The organism is Nonomuraea sp. NPDC049129, from assembly GCF_040648495.1.
Lineage (GTDB): Bacteria > Actinomycetota > Actinomycetes > Streptosporangiales > Streptosporangiaceae > Nonomuraea.
The window spans coordinates 95,095-111,332 of the sequence record NZ_JBEZDU010000034.1 but is presented as its reverse complement, the minus strand read 5'-3'; the positions used below and the strand labels follow the sequence as shown (position 1 = coordinate 111,332).

Genomic DNA, 16,238 nt, shown 5'->3' with positions numbered 1-16,238 from the left:
CAACCCATTGGACGCGCCATCCTGATTGACCGCCGACCCCCGCACCACCGCCAGCACCCGATGACCCAACCGCCGCGCATCCGACAACCGCTCCAACAAGACGAAGCCCACTCCCTCGGCCCAGGCGGTCCCGTCGGCCGCCGCCGCGAAGGCTTTGCACCGCCCGTCCGGGGCGAGCCCGCGCTGACGGCTGAACTCGACGAACATCCCCGGCGTGGCCAGGACCGCCACCCCGCCCGCCAGCGCCAGCGTGCACTCTTCGTCCCGCAGCGCACGGGCCGCCAGATGCAACGCCACCAGCGAGGACGAGCACGCCGTGTCCACCGTGATCGCCGGGCCCTCCAGGCCGAAGGTGTAGGCGATCCGGCCCGAGGCGACACTGTTGGTGCCACCGGTCAGCAGATAGCCGTCATGCCCGCTGCCTGCCTCGTGCAGCCGCGGGCCGTACTCCTGCTCGGTCGCGCCCACGAACACACCGGTATGGCTGCCGCGCAACTCCGACGGCACGATCCCGGCCCGTTCGAAGGTCTCCCAGGCCACCTCCAGCAGCAGGCGTTGCTGGGGATCCATCGCTTCGGCCTCGCGCGGGGCAATGCCGAAGAACTCGGCGTCGAACTCGGCCGCGCCGGACAGGAAGCCGCCGTGCCTGGTGTAGGACGTCCCGGGGTGTTCGGGGTCGGGGTGGTGCAGGGCGGCCAGGTCCCAGCCGCGGTCGGCGGGGAACCCGGTGATCGCGTCCGTACCTGAACGGGCCAGTTCGAAGAGTGCCTCAGGGGTGTCGGCGCCGCCGGGCCAGCGACCGGCCATGGCCACGATGGCAATCGGTTCGTCAGAGCGGGATGAGACGGGTTCCGCCGCGGTGTCGCCCGGCGAGGTCAGGAAGCGGACGACGGCCTCGGGGGTGGGGTGATCGAAGGTCAGCGTGGCGGGCAGGGGCGGGCCGAGTACGGTGCTGAGACGTTCGCCGAACTCCATCGCGCCCTGAGAATCCAGGCCGAGTTCCTTGAACGTTCGGTTCTGGCCGATCTCGGCCGGGGTGTCATGCCCGAGCACCGCCGCCGCGCTCTCCCGTACGAGATCGAGGAGTTCCTCGGGCGAACGCGGGGCAGGCGTTGCTTCGGGCTCGGCGGGGGCTGGGTCCGGCGTGATCCAGAACCGTCTGCGTTGGAAGGCGTAGGTCGGCAGCGGCACCCGCCGTCCAGGCACGTTCCAGGTGACGGCGGCGCCGTTGAGGTGGGCGGCGGCGATCGCGGCCCGCGCCGATTCCTCCTCGGGGCGGCCCGCGCGCAGGATCGGGACGGCGACGGCGCTGCCCGGCTCGATGCCCTCGCGTATGAGCGTGGTGAGCGCCCCGCCCGGCCCGAGCTCCAGATATGTTGTCACGCCCGCGCTCGCAAGGTTCCGCACCCCTTCGGCGAAACGCACCGTTTCCCGGATATGCCGGGCCCAGTAGTCGGCTGAGCACAGCGTCTCGGCCCGCGCCGGCCCGCCGGTCGCGTTGGAGATCACGGGGATGCGCGGCGGCCGGAATCCGATCCCGGCCGCGATCTCGCGGAAACGCGCCACAGCCGCGTCCATGTGCGGCGAGTGGAACGCGTGGCTGACACGCAGCCGCCGCGTCCTGCGGCCCAGCTCCGACAGCCGGCCCGCGACCCGCTCCACCGCCTCGGCGTCCCCCGAGAGCACCACCGAGGACGGCCCGTTCACCGCCGCGAGGGACACCCGGTCCGACAGCAGCGGGACGACCTCCTCCTCGGTGGCCCGCACGGCCACCATCGCGCCGCCCCCGGGCGCCTCCTGCATGACCTGGCCTCTGGCTGCCACCAGCAGAGCAGCGTCGGCGAGCGAGAACACTCCCGCCACATGCGCCGCCGCCAGCTCACCGATCGAGTGGCCCACCACAAAATGGGGGATCAGCCCGTATCGCCGTTCCGCCAGCCGGAAAAGCGCGACCTCGATGGCGAACAGCGCGGGCTGGGTGTGGCAGGTCTGGTCGAGCAACGCCGACTCCGCGCTGCCGGGTGCCGCGAACAGCAGGTCGCGAAGCGGGCGGGCGAGGTGGCGGTCCAGTTCGGCGCACACCTCGTCCAGCGCCTCGGCGAACACCGGTTCGGCCGCGTACAGCTCCTGGCCCGCGCCGGCCCGCTGGCTGCCCTGACCGGGGAACAGGAACGCGGTCGGCCCGGGGTTCCTGCGCCCAGCGACGGCACCGGCCCCTCCCCCGGCCTCGGCCAGCGCGTCCAGGCGGCCGAGCAACTCGCCGCGTTCGCGGCCGAGCACCACCGCACCGTGCTCGAAGCGGGTCCGGGTGGTGAGCAAGGAGTGCCCGACGTCTACCGGGTCCAGTTCCGGATGCCTTCGCACGTGCGCCGCGAGCCGTTTCGCCTGCGCGCGCAGAGCTTGATCGGTGGTGGCCGACAGCGCCCATGGGATCAGCCCGGCCGCGTTCGGGGCAAGCGGTGTGCCGGGGCCGGACGCCGGAGGCCCTTCGGAAACGATGAGGTGGCAATTGGTGCCGCCCATGCCGAACGAGCTGACCCCGGCCACCAGTGGCCGGTGCGCGCCGGGCCAGGGCCCCGCCTCCCGCCGCAGGCTCAGGTTCAGCTCGTCGAGCGGGATCCGCGGGTTGGGCGTCTCAAAGTTGAGGCTCGGCGGAATCACCCGGTGCTGAATGCTCAGGACGGCCTTGAGCAGCCCCACGATGCCCGCCGCGCCTTCCAGATGGCCGACGTTCGTCTTGGCCGACCCCACCACCAGCGGGCGCTCGCGATTCCCCCCGTACGCGGCGTGCAGCGCCCGCGCCTCGATCGGATCGCCGAGCGGAGTACCCGTGCCGTGGAGCTCAACGTACTGGATGTCGCGCGGGTCCACGCCTGCCCGTGCGGTCGCGAGCGTCAGCACCTCACGCTGGGCGTCCGCGCTCGGCACGGTCAGCCCGTCGGTCGCGCCGTCGTTGTTGACCGCGCTGCCGAGAATCACTCCGTGCACGGTGCGCCCCGCGGCGAGCGCGTCGGCCAGCGGCATCAACACGACCACGCCGCCGCCTTCGCCGCGGGCGTATCCGTTGGCGCGTGCGTCGAAGGTGTAGCTGCGCCCGTCCGGCGACAACCCGCCGAACTCGGTGGCCGCCGCGGTGCTGTCCGCAGCGAGGTTGAGGTTCACCCCGCCCGCGAGCGCCAGGTCCGCGTCGCCCGCGCGCAGGCTCTCGCAGGCCAGATGCACCGACACCAGCCCGGACGACTGGGCCGTGTCCACTGCGAGGCTGGGGCCCCGCAGGCCCAGCGCGTAGGAGATCCGGTTGGCCAGCAGCCCTCGGTTGAGTCCGGTAAGGGTGTGCCGGGTGAGGGGGCCCGCGCGATGCCTCAGCACCGCATAGTCGTAGGCCATCGCCCCCATGAACACGCCCACCCGCCGGCCTGTCAGCGTCGCAGGGACGATGCCCGCCTCCTCCAGCGACTCCCAGCTCAGCTCCAGCAGCAGCCGCTGCTGCGGGTCCATCTCGGCGGCCTCCCGAGGCGAGATGCCGAAGAATGCCGCGTCGAAACGATCGACCTCGTCCAGGAAGCCGCCCCGAGCCGGGCTGCGGCCCTCTGGCGCCCGCGTGACAGCGTCGCCGCCCTCGGCGAGCAGCCGCCAGAACGCCTCCGGGTCGGACGCGCCGGGCAGCCGGCAGGCGAGCCCGACAATGGCGATGGGCGGAACATCAACACGAGTCATCGTGCGCTGAATTCCTCTCATAGCGGGACGCGCTCCAGACGGGATCGAGTCTTGCTATTCGTTCGACATTCACAACACCCTTATCGCCCCCTAGGCGAGGACGGCTGGTAGGGGAGCCTGCCGACCTGCATTTCGCCGCGTGCCCCTAAACGGTTTGACGCCTAATAGGGGTTGCGATGAAAAACATTTCTCGTAGCGTCCTTTTTCAGGGACTTTTGGCAAGGAGAATAATGATGGACGCGCTCATCGACGCCGCGGTACGCGGTGCGACAACGGAGGAACTCCTCCGCACCCCGGTTCCTGAGAGCTACCTGGCCGCCCACCTTCGCCACGAGGACGTCGGCCTGCTGGCCGGCGAGAAGGACAAGGACGTACGCCGGACCCTGCACGTCGGCCAGGTGCCGATGCCCGAGCTGGCGCCAGACGAGGTGCTGATCGCGGTGATGGCCAGCTCGATCAACTACAACACCGTCTGGCAGTCCACCTTCGAGCCGGTGTCCACCTTCGACATGCTCAAACGGCTGGCGAAGGCGGGCGGCTGGGAGGCCAGGCACGACCAGCCGTACCAGGTCGTGGGGTCGGACGCCGCCGGCGTGATCGTGCGTACCGGGCCGGGCGTGCGCAACTGGAAGGTGGGCGACCACGTCTGCGTCAACCCCACCTACGTCGACGATCAGGACCCGGTCACGCACGCCGACGGCATGCTCGGCATCGACCAGAAGGCCTGGGGTTACGAGACCAACTTCGGTGGGCTGGCGCACTACGCGGTGGCGCGGGCCAGCCAGTTGCTCCCCAAACCCGGGCACCTCACCTGGGAGGAGGCCGCCGTCATCCCGCTGTGCGGGGGCACCTCGTACCGCATGCTGGTGAGCGAGCGAGGCGCCCGCATCAAGCAGGGCGACGTCGTGCTGATCTGGGGGGCCGCGGGCGGGCTCGGCTCGTTCGCCGCTCAGCTCGTGCGCAACGGAGGCGGGATCGCCGTCGGCGTGGTCTCCTCCGAGGAGAAGGGCGAACTCGCCAGACGACTCGGCTGCGACGTCGTCATCAACCGTGAGGAGATCGGCCTCGGCGACGCCACAGAGGACACCAACAAGCGGGCCAAGCGCCTGGGACGTGCCATCCGCGCCACGACCGGCGAGGACCCCAGCGTGGTGTTCGACTACGTCGGCCAGGCGACTTTCGGCATGTCGGTCATCGTGGCGGCCCGCGGCGGCACGGTCGTGACCTGCGGGTCGAGCACCGGCTACGCGCACACCTTCGACAACCGCTATCTGTGGATGAACCTCAAGCGCATCATCGGCAGCCACGGCATGAACCTGCACGAGGCGACCCAGATGATGCGCCTGTACCAGCTCGGCAAGCTCTCCTCGGTGCTCTCGGCCGTCTATCCGCTCGCGGAGGCCGGTGAGGCCGCCCGCCTGGTGCAGCGCAATCAGCACGTCGGCAAGGTCGGTGTGCTCTGCGCGGCGCCCGGCGAGGGCCTGGGCGTCACCGACTCGCGGCTGCGGGCCGAAGTCGGCGAGCAATGGCTGAACCCGCTACGGACCCGGCAGAACTGACAGACGCGGAGATTCTCCAGCAATGACCACCCATCGCGACATCGATGTATTCGACCAGGATCGCTACCTCGACGCCGTTCCCCATGAGGACTTCGCGCTCCTGCGCGCGAACGCACCGGTGTACCGCAACTCTGACCCGCAGCTTTCTGAGGGGCACTGGGCTGTCACCCGGCACGCCGACATCTCCTATGTCGCCCGTCATCCCGAGCTGTTCTCCTCCCATGAGAAGGGCTCGCAGCCGCTGGAGTTCGACGAGGTCGCCATCACCATGCAGCGGATGATGATGGTCAACCAGGACCCGCCCGCGCACAGTCGGATCCGGAGCCTGGTCAACCGTGGATTCACTCCGCGAGTGATCGGGCGCATGCGTGACGGCGTCGCCCGGGAGTGCGAGCGGATCGTGGAGGCGTTCCTGGACTCGGGCGAGAAGGAGTTCGTCGGCCCGGTCGCGGCCGAGCTCCCGCTCGTGGTGATCGCCGAGGTGATGGGGCTTCCACGGGAGGACCGGCACCGGATCTTCGAGTGGTCCAAGGGCATTGCGGGCGAATCCGACCATGGCGCGGGCGGCGCCGAGGGCGCCCGCGCCGCCGCCGTGGACATGATGGCGTACGCCGGAGCGGTCGGCGCGGCCAAGCGCGGCTGTCCTGCCGACGACACCGTGTCCCGGCTGGTCAGTTCCGACGACAGCGGCGCGGCCTTGACCGAGGGCGAGTTCCAGGCGTTCTTCGTGCTGCTCACGGTGGCGGGGAACGAGACCACGCGCTACGCCATCGCGGGCGGGGTGGAGGCCTTCGCCGAGCATCCGGATCAGTGGGAGCGGCTGCGGGCAGACCCAGAGCTGGCGCGGTCGGCCGCCGAGGAGATCGTCCGCTGGGTCACCCCGACCAAGGTGTTCCGCCGTACCGCTATGGCGGACGTCGAGCTGGGCGGGCGGACCGTCAGGGTGGGTGAGAAGATGGTGATGCACCTGACCTCGGCCAACCGGGACGAGGCGGTCTTCGACGCCCCGTTCACCTTCGACATCGGCCGTGACCCCAACCCGCACCTGGGCTTCGGCGGCGGCGGCCCGCACTTCTGCCTGGGCCGCCACCTGGCGCTGCTGGAGATCGAGCTGATGTTCCGCACGCTCGCCGAACGCGTGGCGCGCTTCGAGATCAGCGGCCCGATCCAGCGGTTGCGCTCCTACCAGTTCAACGGGATCACCGACCTGCCGGTGCGGCTGATCCCCTGCTGAATCTCCGGCTACCCCTCCGCGCGCGGGACCGCCGCGAGCAGTTCCCGCGTGTAGGGGTGGGCGGGTACGGCGAAGATGTCCCCGGTCGCGCCGGCCTCCACGACGCGGCCGTCCTTCATGACGATGATCCGGTCGCTGACGTGGCCGATCACGCCGAGGTCATGCGAGATGAACAGCATCGCCACCCCGAGATCGCGGCGCAGGTCCGCGAGCAGGTCAAGGATCTGCGCCTGCACCGACACATCCAGCGCCGACACCGGTTCGTCGCAGACCAGCACGTCTGGTCCAGGCGCGAGGGCACGGGCGATCGCCACCCGCTGACGCTCGCCGCCCGACAGCTCCAGCGGCCGTCGCCGGAGCAGCGATTCGGCGAGCCCGACTTGGCCGAGCAACTCGGCGGCCCGCACGGCGCGCTCGCGGCCCCGGGGCGCTCCGGCCGCCCCGGCCGCCTCACTCAGGATCTTCGCGACCGTGTGCCGAGGATTGAACGAGCCCAGCGGATCCTGGTAGATCGCCTGGATGCGGCCTCGCCGCCGACGCCGGGCGCGTTCCCCGACGCCGCTCCACGGCTCACCGCGCAGCCGCACCTCGCCGGCGTCGGGTTCGAGCAGACCAAGCACGATGCGCGCCGTACTGGTCTTGCCCGAGCCCGACTCGCCGACCACGCCCACCGCCTCCCCGGACCTGAGCTCGAAGGAGACCCCGCTCACGGCGTCCCGCCACCCGCCACCGGGCGATCGGAACCGCCGGGAGATCCCCTCGACCGCGAGCAGCACCTCGCCTGGCTTGGAGCCTTCGGCCGCGGCGCGTCCCGGCGGCTCGACCGGGCCGATCTCGGGGTACCAGCACAGCGCGCCGCCGTCCGCCGTCCGCGGGAGGCTCACGCGGCAGCGTTCGTCGGCATACGGGCAGCGCGCCACGTAGGTGCAGCCGTCCGGCTCCGGGGCGGGACCCTGGGCCGGCGTGCGACTGAGCCGTTCGCCCTTGGAGTGCAGCGCAGGGACGGCGGCCAGCAGTGCGCGGGTGTAGGGATGCCGCGGTTTCGCGGTGATCTGCTCGGCCGGGCCGTGCTCGACGATCCTGCCGCCGTGCATGACCGCGATGCGGTCGGCCAGCCCGGCGACCACGGCCAGGTCGTGGCTGATCAGCAACAGCGCGGTGCCGCCCCGTTTCAGCTCCCGCAGCAGGCTCAGCACCTGCGCTTGGACGGTCGCGTCCAGCGCGGTGGTCGGCTCGTCGGCGAGCAGCAGCTCAGGCCCGGCGGCGATCGCGGAGGCGATCAGCGCCCGCTGCCGCAGCCCGCCCGACAGCTGGTGCGGGTATTGGCGTGCGCGTTCGGCCGGTTCCGGCACGCCCACCTCGGCCAGCAGCGAGCGCACCTTGGCGGGCGTGTCGGACCATGTGGTCACGCGATGCCGTCGCAGCGGCTCGGCGATCTCCGCGCCGACTCTGCGCAGCGGGTCCAGTGCCACCAGCGCGTCCTGGTGGACCATCGCGATCCGGCTGCCGCGCATCCCCCGCCAGCGGGACTCGTCCAACGCGGTCAGGTCGGTCCCGGCGAGGGAGATCTCGCGGGCGCGGATCGTGGACCGGCCGCCGGTGAGCCCCATGAGTGTCCGCGCGGTCACACTCTTGCCGGACCCCGACTCCCCGACTATCGCCAGGCACTCCCCCCGGTCCAGTTCGAACGACACCTCCCGCACCGCGGTCACCTGCTCCCTGCCATGCTGGAAGGACACGGTCAGGCCGTCCACGGTCAACAGCGGCGATCCCGTCACAGTGGGGTCCTTCCTGCGAAGCGGATTCGGGCGTACCTGCCCACGACATTGACCGCGATGACGACAAGGGTGAGGGCCGCTCCGGGGAAGACGGCGATCCACCAGGCCATGCCGAGAAACTCGCGTCCCTCGGCGAGCATTGATCCCCATTCAGGATCGGGCGGTTTGGTGCCCAGCCCGAGGAAGCTCAGTACCGAGGCGTACAGCAGCGCCGTGCCGAAACCCACGGTGGCCAGTGCCAGCACCGCGCCGACCGAGTTCGGCAGGATGTGCCGAACGATGAGCAGGGGCCGCGGCAGCCCGAGGCCGACCGCCGCCTCGACATAGCCCGCCCGCCGTACGACCAGCGCCTCCGCCCGCACCACTCGCCCGTACGCGGGAATGAGCGCGGCCGCGACCGCGAGGGCCACCGTGCCCGTTCCCGCGCCCATGACGGCGACCACGAGCAGCGCGAGCAGCAACGGCGGCAGTGCCAGGAAGATGTCGGCCAAGCGCATCAGCACCTGGTCGGCTGCCCGCCCGCCGAGCCCGGAGAGCAGGCCGAGCACGGTGCCGCCGAGCACGGCGAGCGTGGTCGCGGCCAGGGCGAGCAGCAGCGCGGACCGGGCGCCGTACAACACCCGCGCGAAGACGTCCCGGCCGAGTTGGTCGGTCCCGAACCAGTGGGCGCCGCTCGGCCCGCGCAGCGCGGCCCCCAGATCCGTGCCGATCGGCGATGCGCTCGCGAACAGCCCCGGCGCGAACGCCACCAATGTGAACAGCACGAGTGCCACGCTCGCCACCATCACCGAAGGCCGGGTCATACGGCGGCCTCCGCGCTGCGCAGCCGCGGGTCGATCACCAGATAAAGCAGGTCCACCACCGTGGACACCACGACGAACACCAGCGCGGACAGCAGGACGACCGCCATCACCACCGGCATGTCGCCACTGGTCACCGCCTGCAGGACGAGCGTGCCCAGTCCCGGCCTGCCGAACACCGTCTCAGCCGGCACCACCCCACCCAGCAGCGTGCCCGTCAGCCAGCCCGTGAGGGTCACCAGCGGCACCGCCGCGTGCCGGAAGGCGTGGCGCAGCCGTACCGCGGTCTGGCTCAACCCGCGCGCGCGGGCGGTGACCACGAACGGCTGCTCCAGCGCCGTCTCCAGCCCTTCGCGCAGCACCTGGGACAGCACGCCCGCCAGTGACAGGGCGAGCGTGAGCGCGGGCAGCACCAGCGAGGAGAGCCCGTCCGACCCGACGACCGGAAACAGCCCCAGATGGAAGGAGAAGAAGGTGAGCAGGAGAATGCCCACCCAGAACGACGGCGTCGAGACCGTCACCAGCTCGGCGGCCGAGGCGAGGGCCCGCAGGCGGGGACGCCGGCCCGCGGTGGCGATGGCGCTGATCGTCGCGATCAGCAGCGCCAGGGCCAGAGCCGCCAGGGCGAGCTGGACGGTCGGCCAGAGCTGCCGGGCGATCAGCGTGATCACCGGCTGCTGCAACTGGTAGGAGACGCCCAGGTCGCCGTGCACCAGGTTGCCGAGGTAACGCGTGTACTGCACCAGCACAGGCTGGTCCAGGCCGTAGTCGCGGCTGATCTGAGCGCGTACGGCAGGCGAGGCCGACGTCATTGGGCCGAGCAGCCGGGACACGCGGTCGCCTGGCAGGAGCTGGAGCGCCACGAACGTCAGGGTCGCGGCGCCCAGCAACACGGTGACTGCGCCCAGCAGGCGCCAGGCGACACCACGCAGCACGCTCATGCGCCGTCCCGCCAGGCGTCGTAGAACATCAGCCAGTTGTTCGGGTCGAGGCTCACCCCGTGCACGCTCGACGCGACCCCGGTAAGCGCGGTGGGCACATAGACAGGGACGGTCGCGCCGACCTTGATCACCTTATGCTGCGTCCTGGCGTACAGCTCCGTCCGGGTGGCCGTGTCGTTGGTGGCGGCTGCGGTCTCGGTCCACTTGTCCACCTCGGGGTCCTTGAGGAAGGAGGCGTTCTGCCCGGCGGGCGGGCCGTTGGCGCTGTTGAAGAAGGAGCGCAGCAGATCGGGTTCGAAGCGCGCCCAGCTGAGGTCGAGAATGCCGAACTGCCCCGCGTTGACCTTGGTGCTGTACGCGCCGACGTCGTAGCTCGGTCGAACGACCTCCACGCCGAGCTTCTTCAGGTCGGCCTGGATGGCCTGGGCCAGTACCTCGCGATTCTCCCTGGCGTCGCCGGAGGGCAGCGCGGGCCACTCCAGGGTGAGCCGCCTGCCGTCCTTGGTGCGGTACCCGGCCGCGTCCCGTCCCGTCCAACCGGCCTGGTCGAGGAGCGCGCCGGCCTTGGCCGGGTCGTACGGCCAGCTTCCTGTCAGGTCGCCGGCATAGGCCGGGGTGCTCGGCGACAGCGGACTCCATGCCCGCTTGTACTGGCCGAAATAGACTGTCCGGACTGCCTGGTCGATGTTGATGCCGCGCTGAACGGCGACGCGGACCCGTTCATCGGTCAGCGGGCCGTTGGTGGTGTTGAGGTAGAGGCTGTAGACCCCGCCGGGGAAGTCCCCCCGCAGGATCTTCACCGCCCCTCCCGCCTCGATCGTGCCGACCCGAGCGGGCGGCACCGCACGAGCCAGGTCGACCTGGCGGCTGGTCAGCGCGCCGACGCGGGTCGAGTTCTCCCGCAGGATGCGGATGACCAGGCGGTCGAGATAGGCGGGCCCCCGGTGCTTGGCCAGTTCTGACGGCCACTGGTAGCGGGGGTTGCGGGTGAATTCGATGCTCTGCCCCTTGACATGGTTGGTCTCGATGAACGGCCCCGAGCCGACAGTGACGGCCCCGCCGCCGCAGAGCTTGTCGGCGTTGGCCTTGAGCGCCGCCGGGGAGTACATGCCCAGGTAGCTGGTGCTGGCCGCCTGCAGGAAGGGGACGAAGGGCCGGGTGAAGGTGACCCGCACCTGGTACCGGCCGAGCACCTCGGTGCCCTGGTAGGGGCCGAGTAGGGTCACCGCGTACTGGGATTTGGTGTTTTTGTCGGTGATGTGGTCGAAGTTGGCCTTCACCGCTTCGGCGTCGAACGGGGTGCCGTCGCTGAAGGTCACGTCCTCGCGCAGGTGGAACGTGTAACTTTTCAGATCCTTCGCGCTGCTCCAGGACGTGGCCAGCCAGGGATGGAATCTGCCGGAGGCGTCCTCCGCCACCAGGGAGTCCAGCACGTTGCGCTGGATTTCAGCGGTCAGGTCCTGGGTGCTGACGTGCGGGTCGAGGCACAATGGTGCTGAATCGACGGCGTAAGTGAGCATTCCGCCGCTTTTCGGAACGCTCGATCCACCCGCGGAGCCGCCGCCGGACCCGCAGGCGGCCAGCAACAGCAAGGCGGCGGAAAGTCCGATGCCAAGGCTCGTTTCGTTTCGTGAAGAGCGCATGAATGATTGCTCCGGCGACTCACTGAGAAGGGGATTCCGGAATATTCTGGACCTGCCAGGGAAATGGTGGCGACCCCAGAAGTCCTGCTCCGATAAGGGTCGCGGGGACGGAATTAGGGGGTGCCGGCCTCGATTTCGGTAAGCAGCCTCCGGGCGAGGGCGTCGGCGTTCCTGAAGGCGATGCTGTTGGCGTGCGGCCGGGTGAACCCCACCGGCGTGAAACCACCGCCCACTCCGTGTCCCAGCGCGAACCGGCGAGAGTGCACGCCGTCCCGGGTAACCAGCCGGTGCGCGTCCACGGCCACCCTGCCCAGGCGGTACACCGTCCCGTCTGCGGTCAGGCTCTCCTCGGTCACGTCCCCGCGGGCGTGCAGGGCGCGCAGGAGAGGATCGCGGGTGCGGCGCAGAGAGGTCTCTGGCAGCCGGGACTCTACCAGCGCCCGTGTCTCGATCACCACGCCGGGCACGCTGGCGCTGGTGGCACGGAAGACGCCGTCGGCGGCGGTGACCGTGCCCGTCGCGCCCAGGAAACGGATGACCCCGGCCCGGGCCAGCCCGGCGAGTTCGAGCAGACGGCGAGGCGGTGGCCCGCTGGCGTAGAAGCTGAAAACGCTCTGCGCCCAGTCGCCCAGTTCGACCGCGCGGGCACGGGCCGAGAGCCGGCCTGTGGCCAGCGCGAAGCCGAGAGCGCCGAAAACGCTCAGCATCCCGTGGCAGAGGCCGAGGTCGGCGCTATGCTCGGGATCGGCGTGGCGGCGCACGTCGCCGATGACGTACCTCTGCGTCCACGCCCCGAGCTCATCCAGGCTGCCGAAGGAGCGCCCGGCCAGGGGGTCGAGCATCCGGTCCAGGTCGAACCGGTCTTCCTGCTTGATCACCGCGGCCTCGATCAGTGGCCTGGCCGCGCCGTCCGCGTCGTAGTGGCGCTGAAAGTCGGACCAGGACATGGTCACCCGGTCGGGATGACCGTTGAACAGCTCATGGTAGTAGTGCCAGCCGAGCTCCTTGATGATCAGCGGACCGAGGTCGTCCCGCAGGGACAGCGGCCCGCGCTCATCGTGCAGCGCGGTCAGGGCTTCCGGCGTGAGGTAACGCGCCCCGGCAGACTGTCCTCCCCGAAGTTTGACGGTGATCTTGGAGTGGTTGGGCACACCGCGCCGCGAAGTCACGTACATGATCGGCTCGTGACCGGTGGGCCGGTAGTCGTAGCCCGGCCCGAATCGGCCCCCGCGCCCCTCCGTCAGCAGCACCATATCGTCGATGAAACCCAGTCCCATGCCGCGCATGACGACCGGCTCGCCCGGGGCGAGAATGCTCAGATCGGTGTCGGCCGCGTAGTGCGGCGGCAGGTAGGTGAGGCCGTGAGTGGCGGCGTAAGCGGCGAGTTCCTGGTGCTCTTGGCCGGATTCGGCGTCCAGATGGCCCTGGGTCAACACGACGGCGTCGGCCTCGATCGGCCCCGCGCGGCCTGCCACCCACACGTGCTGACGGCCCGCCCGCTCGGTGAGATCGACGACCTGGCCGCGGTGCGCCCGTACGGTCACTCCGAGCGGAGCCGACTCGACGATGTGCGTGAAGCACCAGGACAGGTAGTCGTTCAACTGCCTTCGGGTGGCGAAGGACCCGGGCCGGAGTTCGGATGACCATTCCCGCAGCGACGGCCCGTGCCTGATGGGTCCCGCCATCCGCACGCTGTCATCGGTGAACATGGTCACGTCGTCCGCCGTCGAGTTCATCCACAGCAGTTCGGGCTGATCCCGCCGCCACACCCGTCCGCCGCCTGGCGGGTGCGGGTCTATCAGGTGGACTTCGAGCAGTCGTGGACCGAGGACCCCGCAGTTGGCGACCAGCCGCTCCAGCATGATCGTCCCAGCTGGCCCTGCTCCCACGATGGCGATGACCAGCGCTCCACCCACGCCCTCCTTCATGATCCTCCTCGGTCGCGCCTTCAAGGCAACGTGACTCTAAAAATGACCACGAACCCGGCCAACCCTTAACACCCCCTAATGCAGGGCTCGGAGCCATTGACTGTGAACCCTTTTGTAGGAGGGTCGCGGTGTCATGGGGTGGTGGCGTGCCAGATCTGCGGCGCGCGGCCGTTGCAGGCCCATTGAGGTGATCTCAGGGAAATAATTCTGATGATGAACGATATTCGGGGCACCGGTGGTGGCGTTTCGGGCCTTTCTGGAGAAGCCGTCGAAGGCCGGAGACAGACGAACGCCGACGGGTGGGCACGCCCAAGGGCAGCCGTGCGCTGACCCCGTTCTGGCAGGCGGTGCTGATCCTGCGCTGGTTCCGGGGCGAGCACGACAGCCCCAAGCTCGGCCGGGATCACGTTGATCTCGATCGACCGCTGCACCGAGCAGACCCTACAGCGGCCCCGACAGTGGGCGGCTGATGCAACGCGAGGCGATGGAACTGAAGGTGTGGCGACCCGGCGCGGACGACCCGAAGCGTCACCCTGTCAGCAGCCTGTTGCAAGCGTCTGTAGCAGACGATCGAAGGCTGGGATATCCGCATATCCGACCGGACGAACGAAGGGAATCTCCGTCACGCCATTGTTCCGCCTTCTCGGAAATCGACGCAAACTGGAATGGTAGCGGAGGACAGCGAATGCGCACGAGAAAGCCTGTGGCTCTGGCCGCCGCAGCCCTCCTCACCGCCGCCTTCGTCGGCATCGCCACCCCCGCTCACGCCGCGCCCACCGACTGCTCCACCGGCCGGGACGGCAAGACCGTCTGGGTTTACTGCAGCGGCGGGTACGGCCAATACCGCGTGAGCATCTACGTCATCAACCCCCCGACCGGCTCCTGGCCCGAGTACGGCCCCTGCGTATACCCCGGGCAGCGCTCGGAGTACACCCCCTACCACAACTACTCCTTCCTCGGGCCGGCGGTCGCCTACTGCTGACAGGGTCAGAGCCGCCCAGTGTGGCGTTCGATGGCCGGCACCCATCGATGAGAACAACTCAAGACCACTCGTACGCCCTGCTCGCGAACGCGCTGCGGTGCCACAACCTCTACCGGACGACCTGGCTGACCGCCAAGGCCACACTGTTCCGGCTCACCCAGGCCGAGACGATCGAGCTGTCGGAGACGAGCCTGCGTGATCGCCGGGTCGCCCGATGGTTCGTGGTTCCGTACGTCGCGGGGATCGCGGGCATGGTCTGGATATTCGCCACGGACGTGTCCGCCGCCGGCTCTGCGTGAGCGCCGTCTGCGCCGGGCCGGCGAACTCCTCTGAGGTGCGGCCCAGTTGCAGGTGTCGCGCGCTCCGCTTCCACACGAGATCCGGGATGGCCTTCACGCAGACGCCCGAACCACGGCGATGGCAGACTGTGATCGTGCGACCACCCCGAGCGAAATTCTTCAACACCACCGGCCCGTGCGATCCACGACGCCACTACATGCTGCCCCCCGTGCCGAGGCTCCCAGAAGCGCGGGCGCTCATCGAGATGGACCGCTACTTCGTGCTGCACGCGCCTCGGCAGACCGGGAAGACGACCATGCTGCGCACCTTGGCTTCCGACCTGACCGCCGAGGGCGACATCGCCGCACTGTCGCTCTCCTGCGAGCGCGCCAAAATCTTCAGCGACGACATCGCCGCCACGGAGACGATTCTGCTGGACTCGCTCCGCAGGGCCGCCGACTTGTCGGGATGGCCCAAGGAACTGCTGCCGCTGGATCCCTGGCCTCAGGTTGCGCCGGGCGGTCGGTTCAGTGCGGCGCTGAGCGAATGGTGCCGCCGCAGCCCGCGCCGCATGGTCCTGATTCTCGACGAGATCGATGCCCTCCAGGGCTCCAGCATGGTCAGCATCCTCAGCCAGCTCCGCGACGGCCACCACGCCCGGAATGAGGGCCGTCCCTTCCCTTCGTCTGTGGTGCTGTGCGGGCTGCGCAACGTGCCCGACTACAAGGTCACCCCCGGAGGCAACCGCGATTGGTCGAATCCGGCCGGCCCGTTCGCCATCATCACCGAGTCACTGCGTATGGGCGACTTCACCAACGACCAGATCGCTGAGCTGTACGACCAGCACACTCAGGCAACCGGTCAGGAGTTCACAAAGGAGGCGGTGGGCCGGGTCTTCGAGCTGACCCAGGGACAACCCTGGCTGGTCAATGCCCTCGCTTACGAGATCACTTTCGAGATGGGGGTGAGCGGCACCATCACCACCGCACAGGTCGATGAGGCCAAGGAGCGGCTGATCCAGGAGCGCCCCGTCCACCTGGATGCCCTCCGGGCACGACTCTACGAGCCCCGGGTGGAACGGGTGATCCGGTCGATCATGGAGGGAACACCGCCGGGCACGGACACTTCCTCCGACGACGACGTCTCCTACGTTCGCAATCTGGGTCTCATCCGGGAAACCGGAGCGCCAGAGATCGCCAACCCGATCTACCGCGAGTTCCTGCTGCGGCACTGGTTCCTGTTCTCCGACCTGCAGAACCGGGAACAGCATGGACCTTTCACCGACGAGGAGCTGGCCGAAGCCTGCCTGAGGATCTTCGGGTCCCCAGCTCGAGATGGTGGCAGAATGTGACCATGCCACCACCCCGAGCAAGATAT

Annotated in this window: 12 protein-coding genes; 6 read left to right on the top strand and 6 right to left on the bottom strand. The window is 69.6% G+C overall.

Translation table 11 applies throughout. From position 1 onward, the window contains the following. A partial coding sequence (locus tag AB0B64_RS53830) for a beta-ketoacyl synthase N-terminal-like domain-containing protein (protein ID WP_358201533.1) occupies nucleotides 1-3,717 on the bottom strand: 3,717 nt, incomplete at its 3' end. Nucleotides 3,718-3,947: 230 nt separating this feature from the next. Between AB0B64_RS53830 and ccrA the strand changes: the two genes are divergently transcribed. Both ccrA and AB0B64_RS53820 read left to right on the top strand, forming a co-directional pair. Then, nucleotides 3,948-5,276 carry a crotonyl-CoA carboxylase/reductase gene (gene ccrA, locus AB0B64_RS53825; RefSeq protein WP_357959573.1) on the top strand — a complete coding sequence of 443 codons (1,329 nt, stop codon included), beginning with the start codon at nucleotides 3,948-3,950 and terminating at the stop codon, nucleotides 5,274-5,276. A 22-nt stretch (nucleotides 5,277-5,298) separates the two neighbouring features. Then, nucleotides 5,299-6,510, top strand: a complete 1,212-nt coding sequence (locus AB0B64_RS53820; RefSeq protein ID WP_357959570.1) for a cytochrome P450 — start codon at nucleotides 5,299-5,301, stop codon at nucleotides 6,508-6,510. A gap of 8 nt (nucleotides 6,511-6,518) precedes the next feature. Here the strand turns inward: AB0B64_RS53820 and AB0B64_RS53815 are convergent, their stop codons facing one another. The 5 genes from AB0B64_RS53815 to AB0B64_RS53795 form a co-directional block, all read right to left on the bottom strand. Further along, nucleotides 6,519-8,288 (bottom strand): ABC transporter ATP-binding protein, encoded by a 1,770-nt coding sequence (locus AB0B64_RS53815; protein ID WP_358201521.1) that lies wholly within the window; start codon nucleotides 8,286-8,288, stop codon nucleotides 6,519-6,521. Then, the gene (locus AB0B64_RS53810; protein ID WP_357959564.1) at nucleotides 8,285-9,091 is read right to left on the bottom strand and encodes an ABC transporter permease; all 807 of its coding nucleotides are present in this window, start codon (nucleotides 9,089-9,091) and stop codon (nucleotides 8,285-8,287) included. The genes AB0B64_RS53815 and AB0B64_RS53810 overlap by 4 nt, the downstream gene beginning before the upstream one ends. Further along, the gene (locus AB0B64_RS53805) at nucleotides 9,088-10,029 is read right to left on the bottom strand and encodes an ABC transporter permease (protein WP_357959561.1); all 942 of its coding nucleotides are present in this window, start codon (nucleotides 10,027-10,029) and stop codon (nucleotides 9,088-9,090) included. The genes AB0B64_RS53810 and AB0B64_RS53805 overlap by 4 nt, the downstream gene beginning before the upstream one ends. Continuing rightward, a complete protein-coding gene (locus AB0B64_RS53800) occupies nucleotides 10,026-11,549 on the bottom strand; it encodes an ABC transporter substrate-binding protein (protein ID WP_357959558.1) in 1,524 nt (507 codons plus the stop codon). The genes AB0B64_RS53805 and AB0B64_RS53800 overlap by 4 nt, the downstream gene beginning before the upstream one ends. Before the next feature lie 236 nt (nucleotides 11,550-11,785). Then, nucleotides 11,786-13,600 (bottom strand): FAD/NAD(P)-binding protein, encoded by a 1,815-nt coding sequence (locus AB0B64_RS53795; protein WP_358201508.1) that lies wholly within the window; start codon nucleotides 13,598-13,600, stop codon nucleotides 11,786-11,788. 299 nt (nucleotides 13,601-13,899) lie between these two features. Between AB0B64_RS53795 and AB0B64_RS53790 the strand changes: the two genes are divergently transcribed. The 4 genes from AB0B64_RS53790 to AB0B64_RS53775 all read left to right on the top strand — a co-directional run bounded on the left by AB0B64_RS53790 (nucleotide 13,900) and on the right by AB0B64_RS53775 (nucleotide 16,212). Next, entirely contained in the window at nucleotides 13,900-14,070 is a 171-nt protein-coding gene (locus tag AB0B64_RS53790; RefSeq protein ID WP_357959552.1) for a hypothetical protein, read from the top strand. A 215-nt stretch (nucleotides 14,071-14,285) separates the two neighbouring features. Further along, a complete protein-coding gene (locus AB0B64_RS53785) occupies nucleotides 14,286-14,582 on the top strand; it encodes a hypothetical protein (RefSeq protein ID WP_357959549.1) in 297 nt (98 codons plus the stop codon). A 47-nt stretch (nucleotides 14,583-14,629) separates the two neighbouring features. After that, a complete protein-coding gene (locus AB0B64_RS53780) occupies nucleotides 14,630-14,881 on the top strand; it encodes a hypothetical protein (RefSeq protein WP_358201497.1) in 252 nt (83 codons plus the stop codon). A gap of 134 nt (nucleotides 14,882-15,015) precedes the next feature. After that, nucleotides 15,016-16,212, top strand: a complete 1,197-nt coding sequence (locus AB0B64_RS53775) for an ATP-binding protein (protein WP_358201490.1) — start codon at nucleotides 15,016-15,018, stop codon at nucleotides 16,210-16,212. Nucleotides 16,213-16,238 lie beyond the last annotated feature (26 nt).

What these genes read in the sequence shown, in the direction of transcription:
- AB0B64_RS53780 (WP_358201497.1), top strand. Translation starts at nt 14,630, where the DNA reads ATGAGAACAACTCAAGACCACTCGTACGCCCTGCTCGCGAACGCGCTG.
- AB0B64_RS53820 (WP_357959570.1), top strand. Translation starts at nt 5,299, where the DNA reads ATGACCACCCATCGCGACATCGATGTATTCGACCAGGATCGCTACCTC.
- AB0B64_RS53800 (WP_357959558.1), bottom strand. Translation starts at nt 11,549, where the DNA reads ATGCTCACTTACGCCGTCGATTCAGCACCATTGTGCCTCGACCCGCAC.
- AB0B64_RS53785 (WP_357959549.1), top strand. Translation starts at nt 14,286, where the DNA reads ATGCGCACGAGAAAGCCTGTGGCTCTGGCCGCCGCAGCCCTCCTCACC.
- ccrA (WP_357959573.1), top strand. Translation starts at nt 3,948, where the DNA reads ATGATGGACGCGCTCATCGACGCCGCGGTACGCGGTGCGACAACGGAG.
- AB0B64_RS53805 (WP_357959561.1), bottom strand. Translation starts at nt 10,029, where the DNA reads ATGAGCGTGCTGCGTGGTGTCGCCTGGCGCCTGCTGGGCGCAGTCACC.
- AB0B64_RS53810 (WP_357959564.1), bottom strand. Translation starts at nt 9,091, where the DNA reads ATGACCCGGCCTTCGGTGATGGTGGCGAGCGTGGCACTCGTGCTGTTC.
- AB0B64_RS53795 (WP_358201508.1), bottom strand. Translation starts at nt 13,600, where the DNA reads ATGAAGGAGGGCGTGGGTGGAGCGCTGGTCATCGCCATCGTGGGAGCA.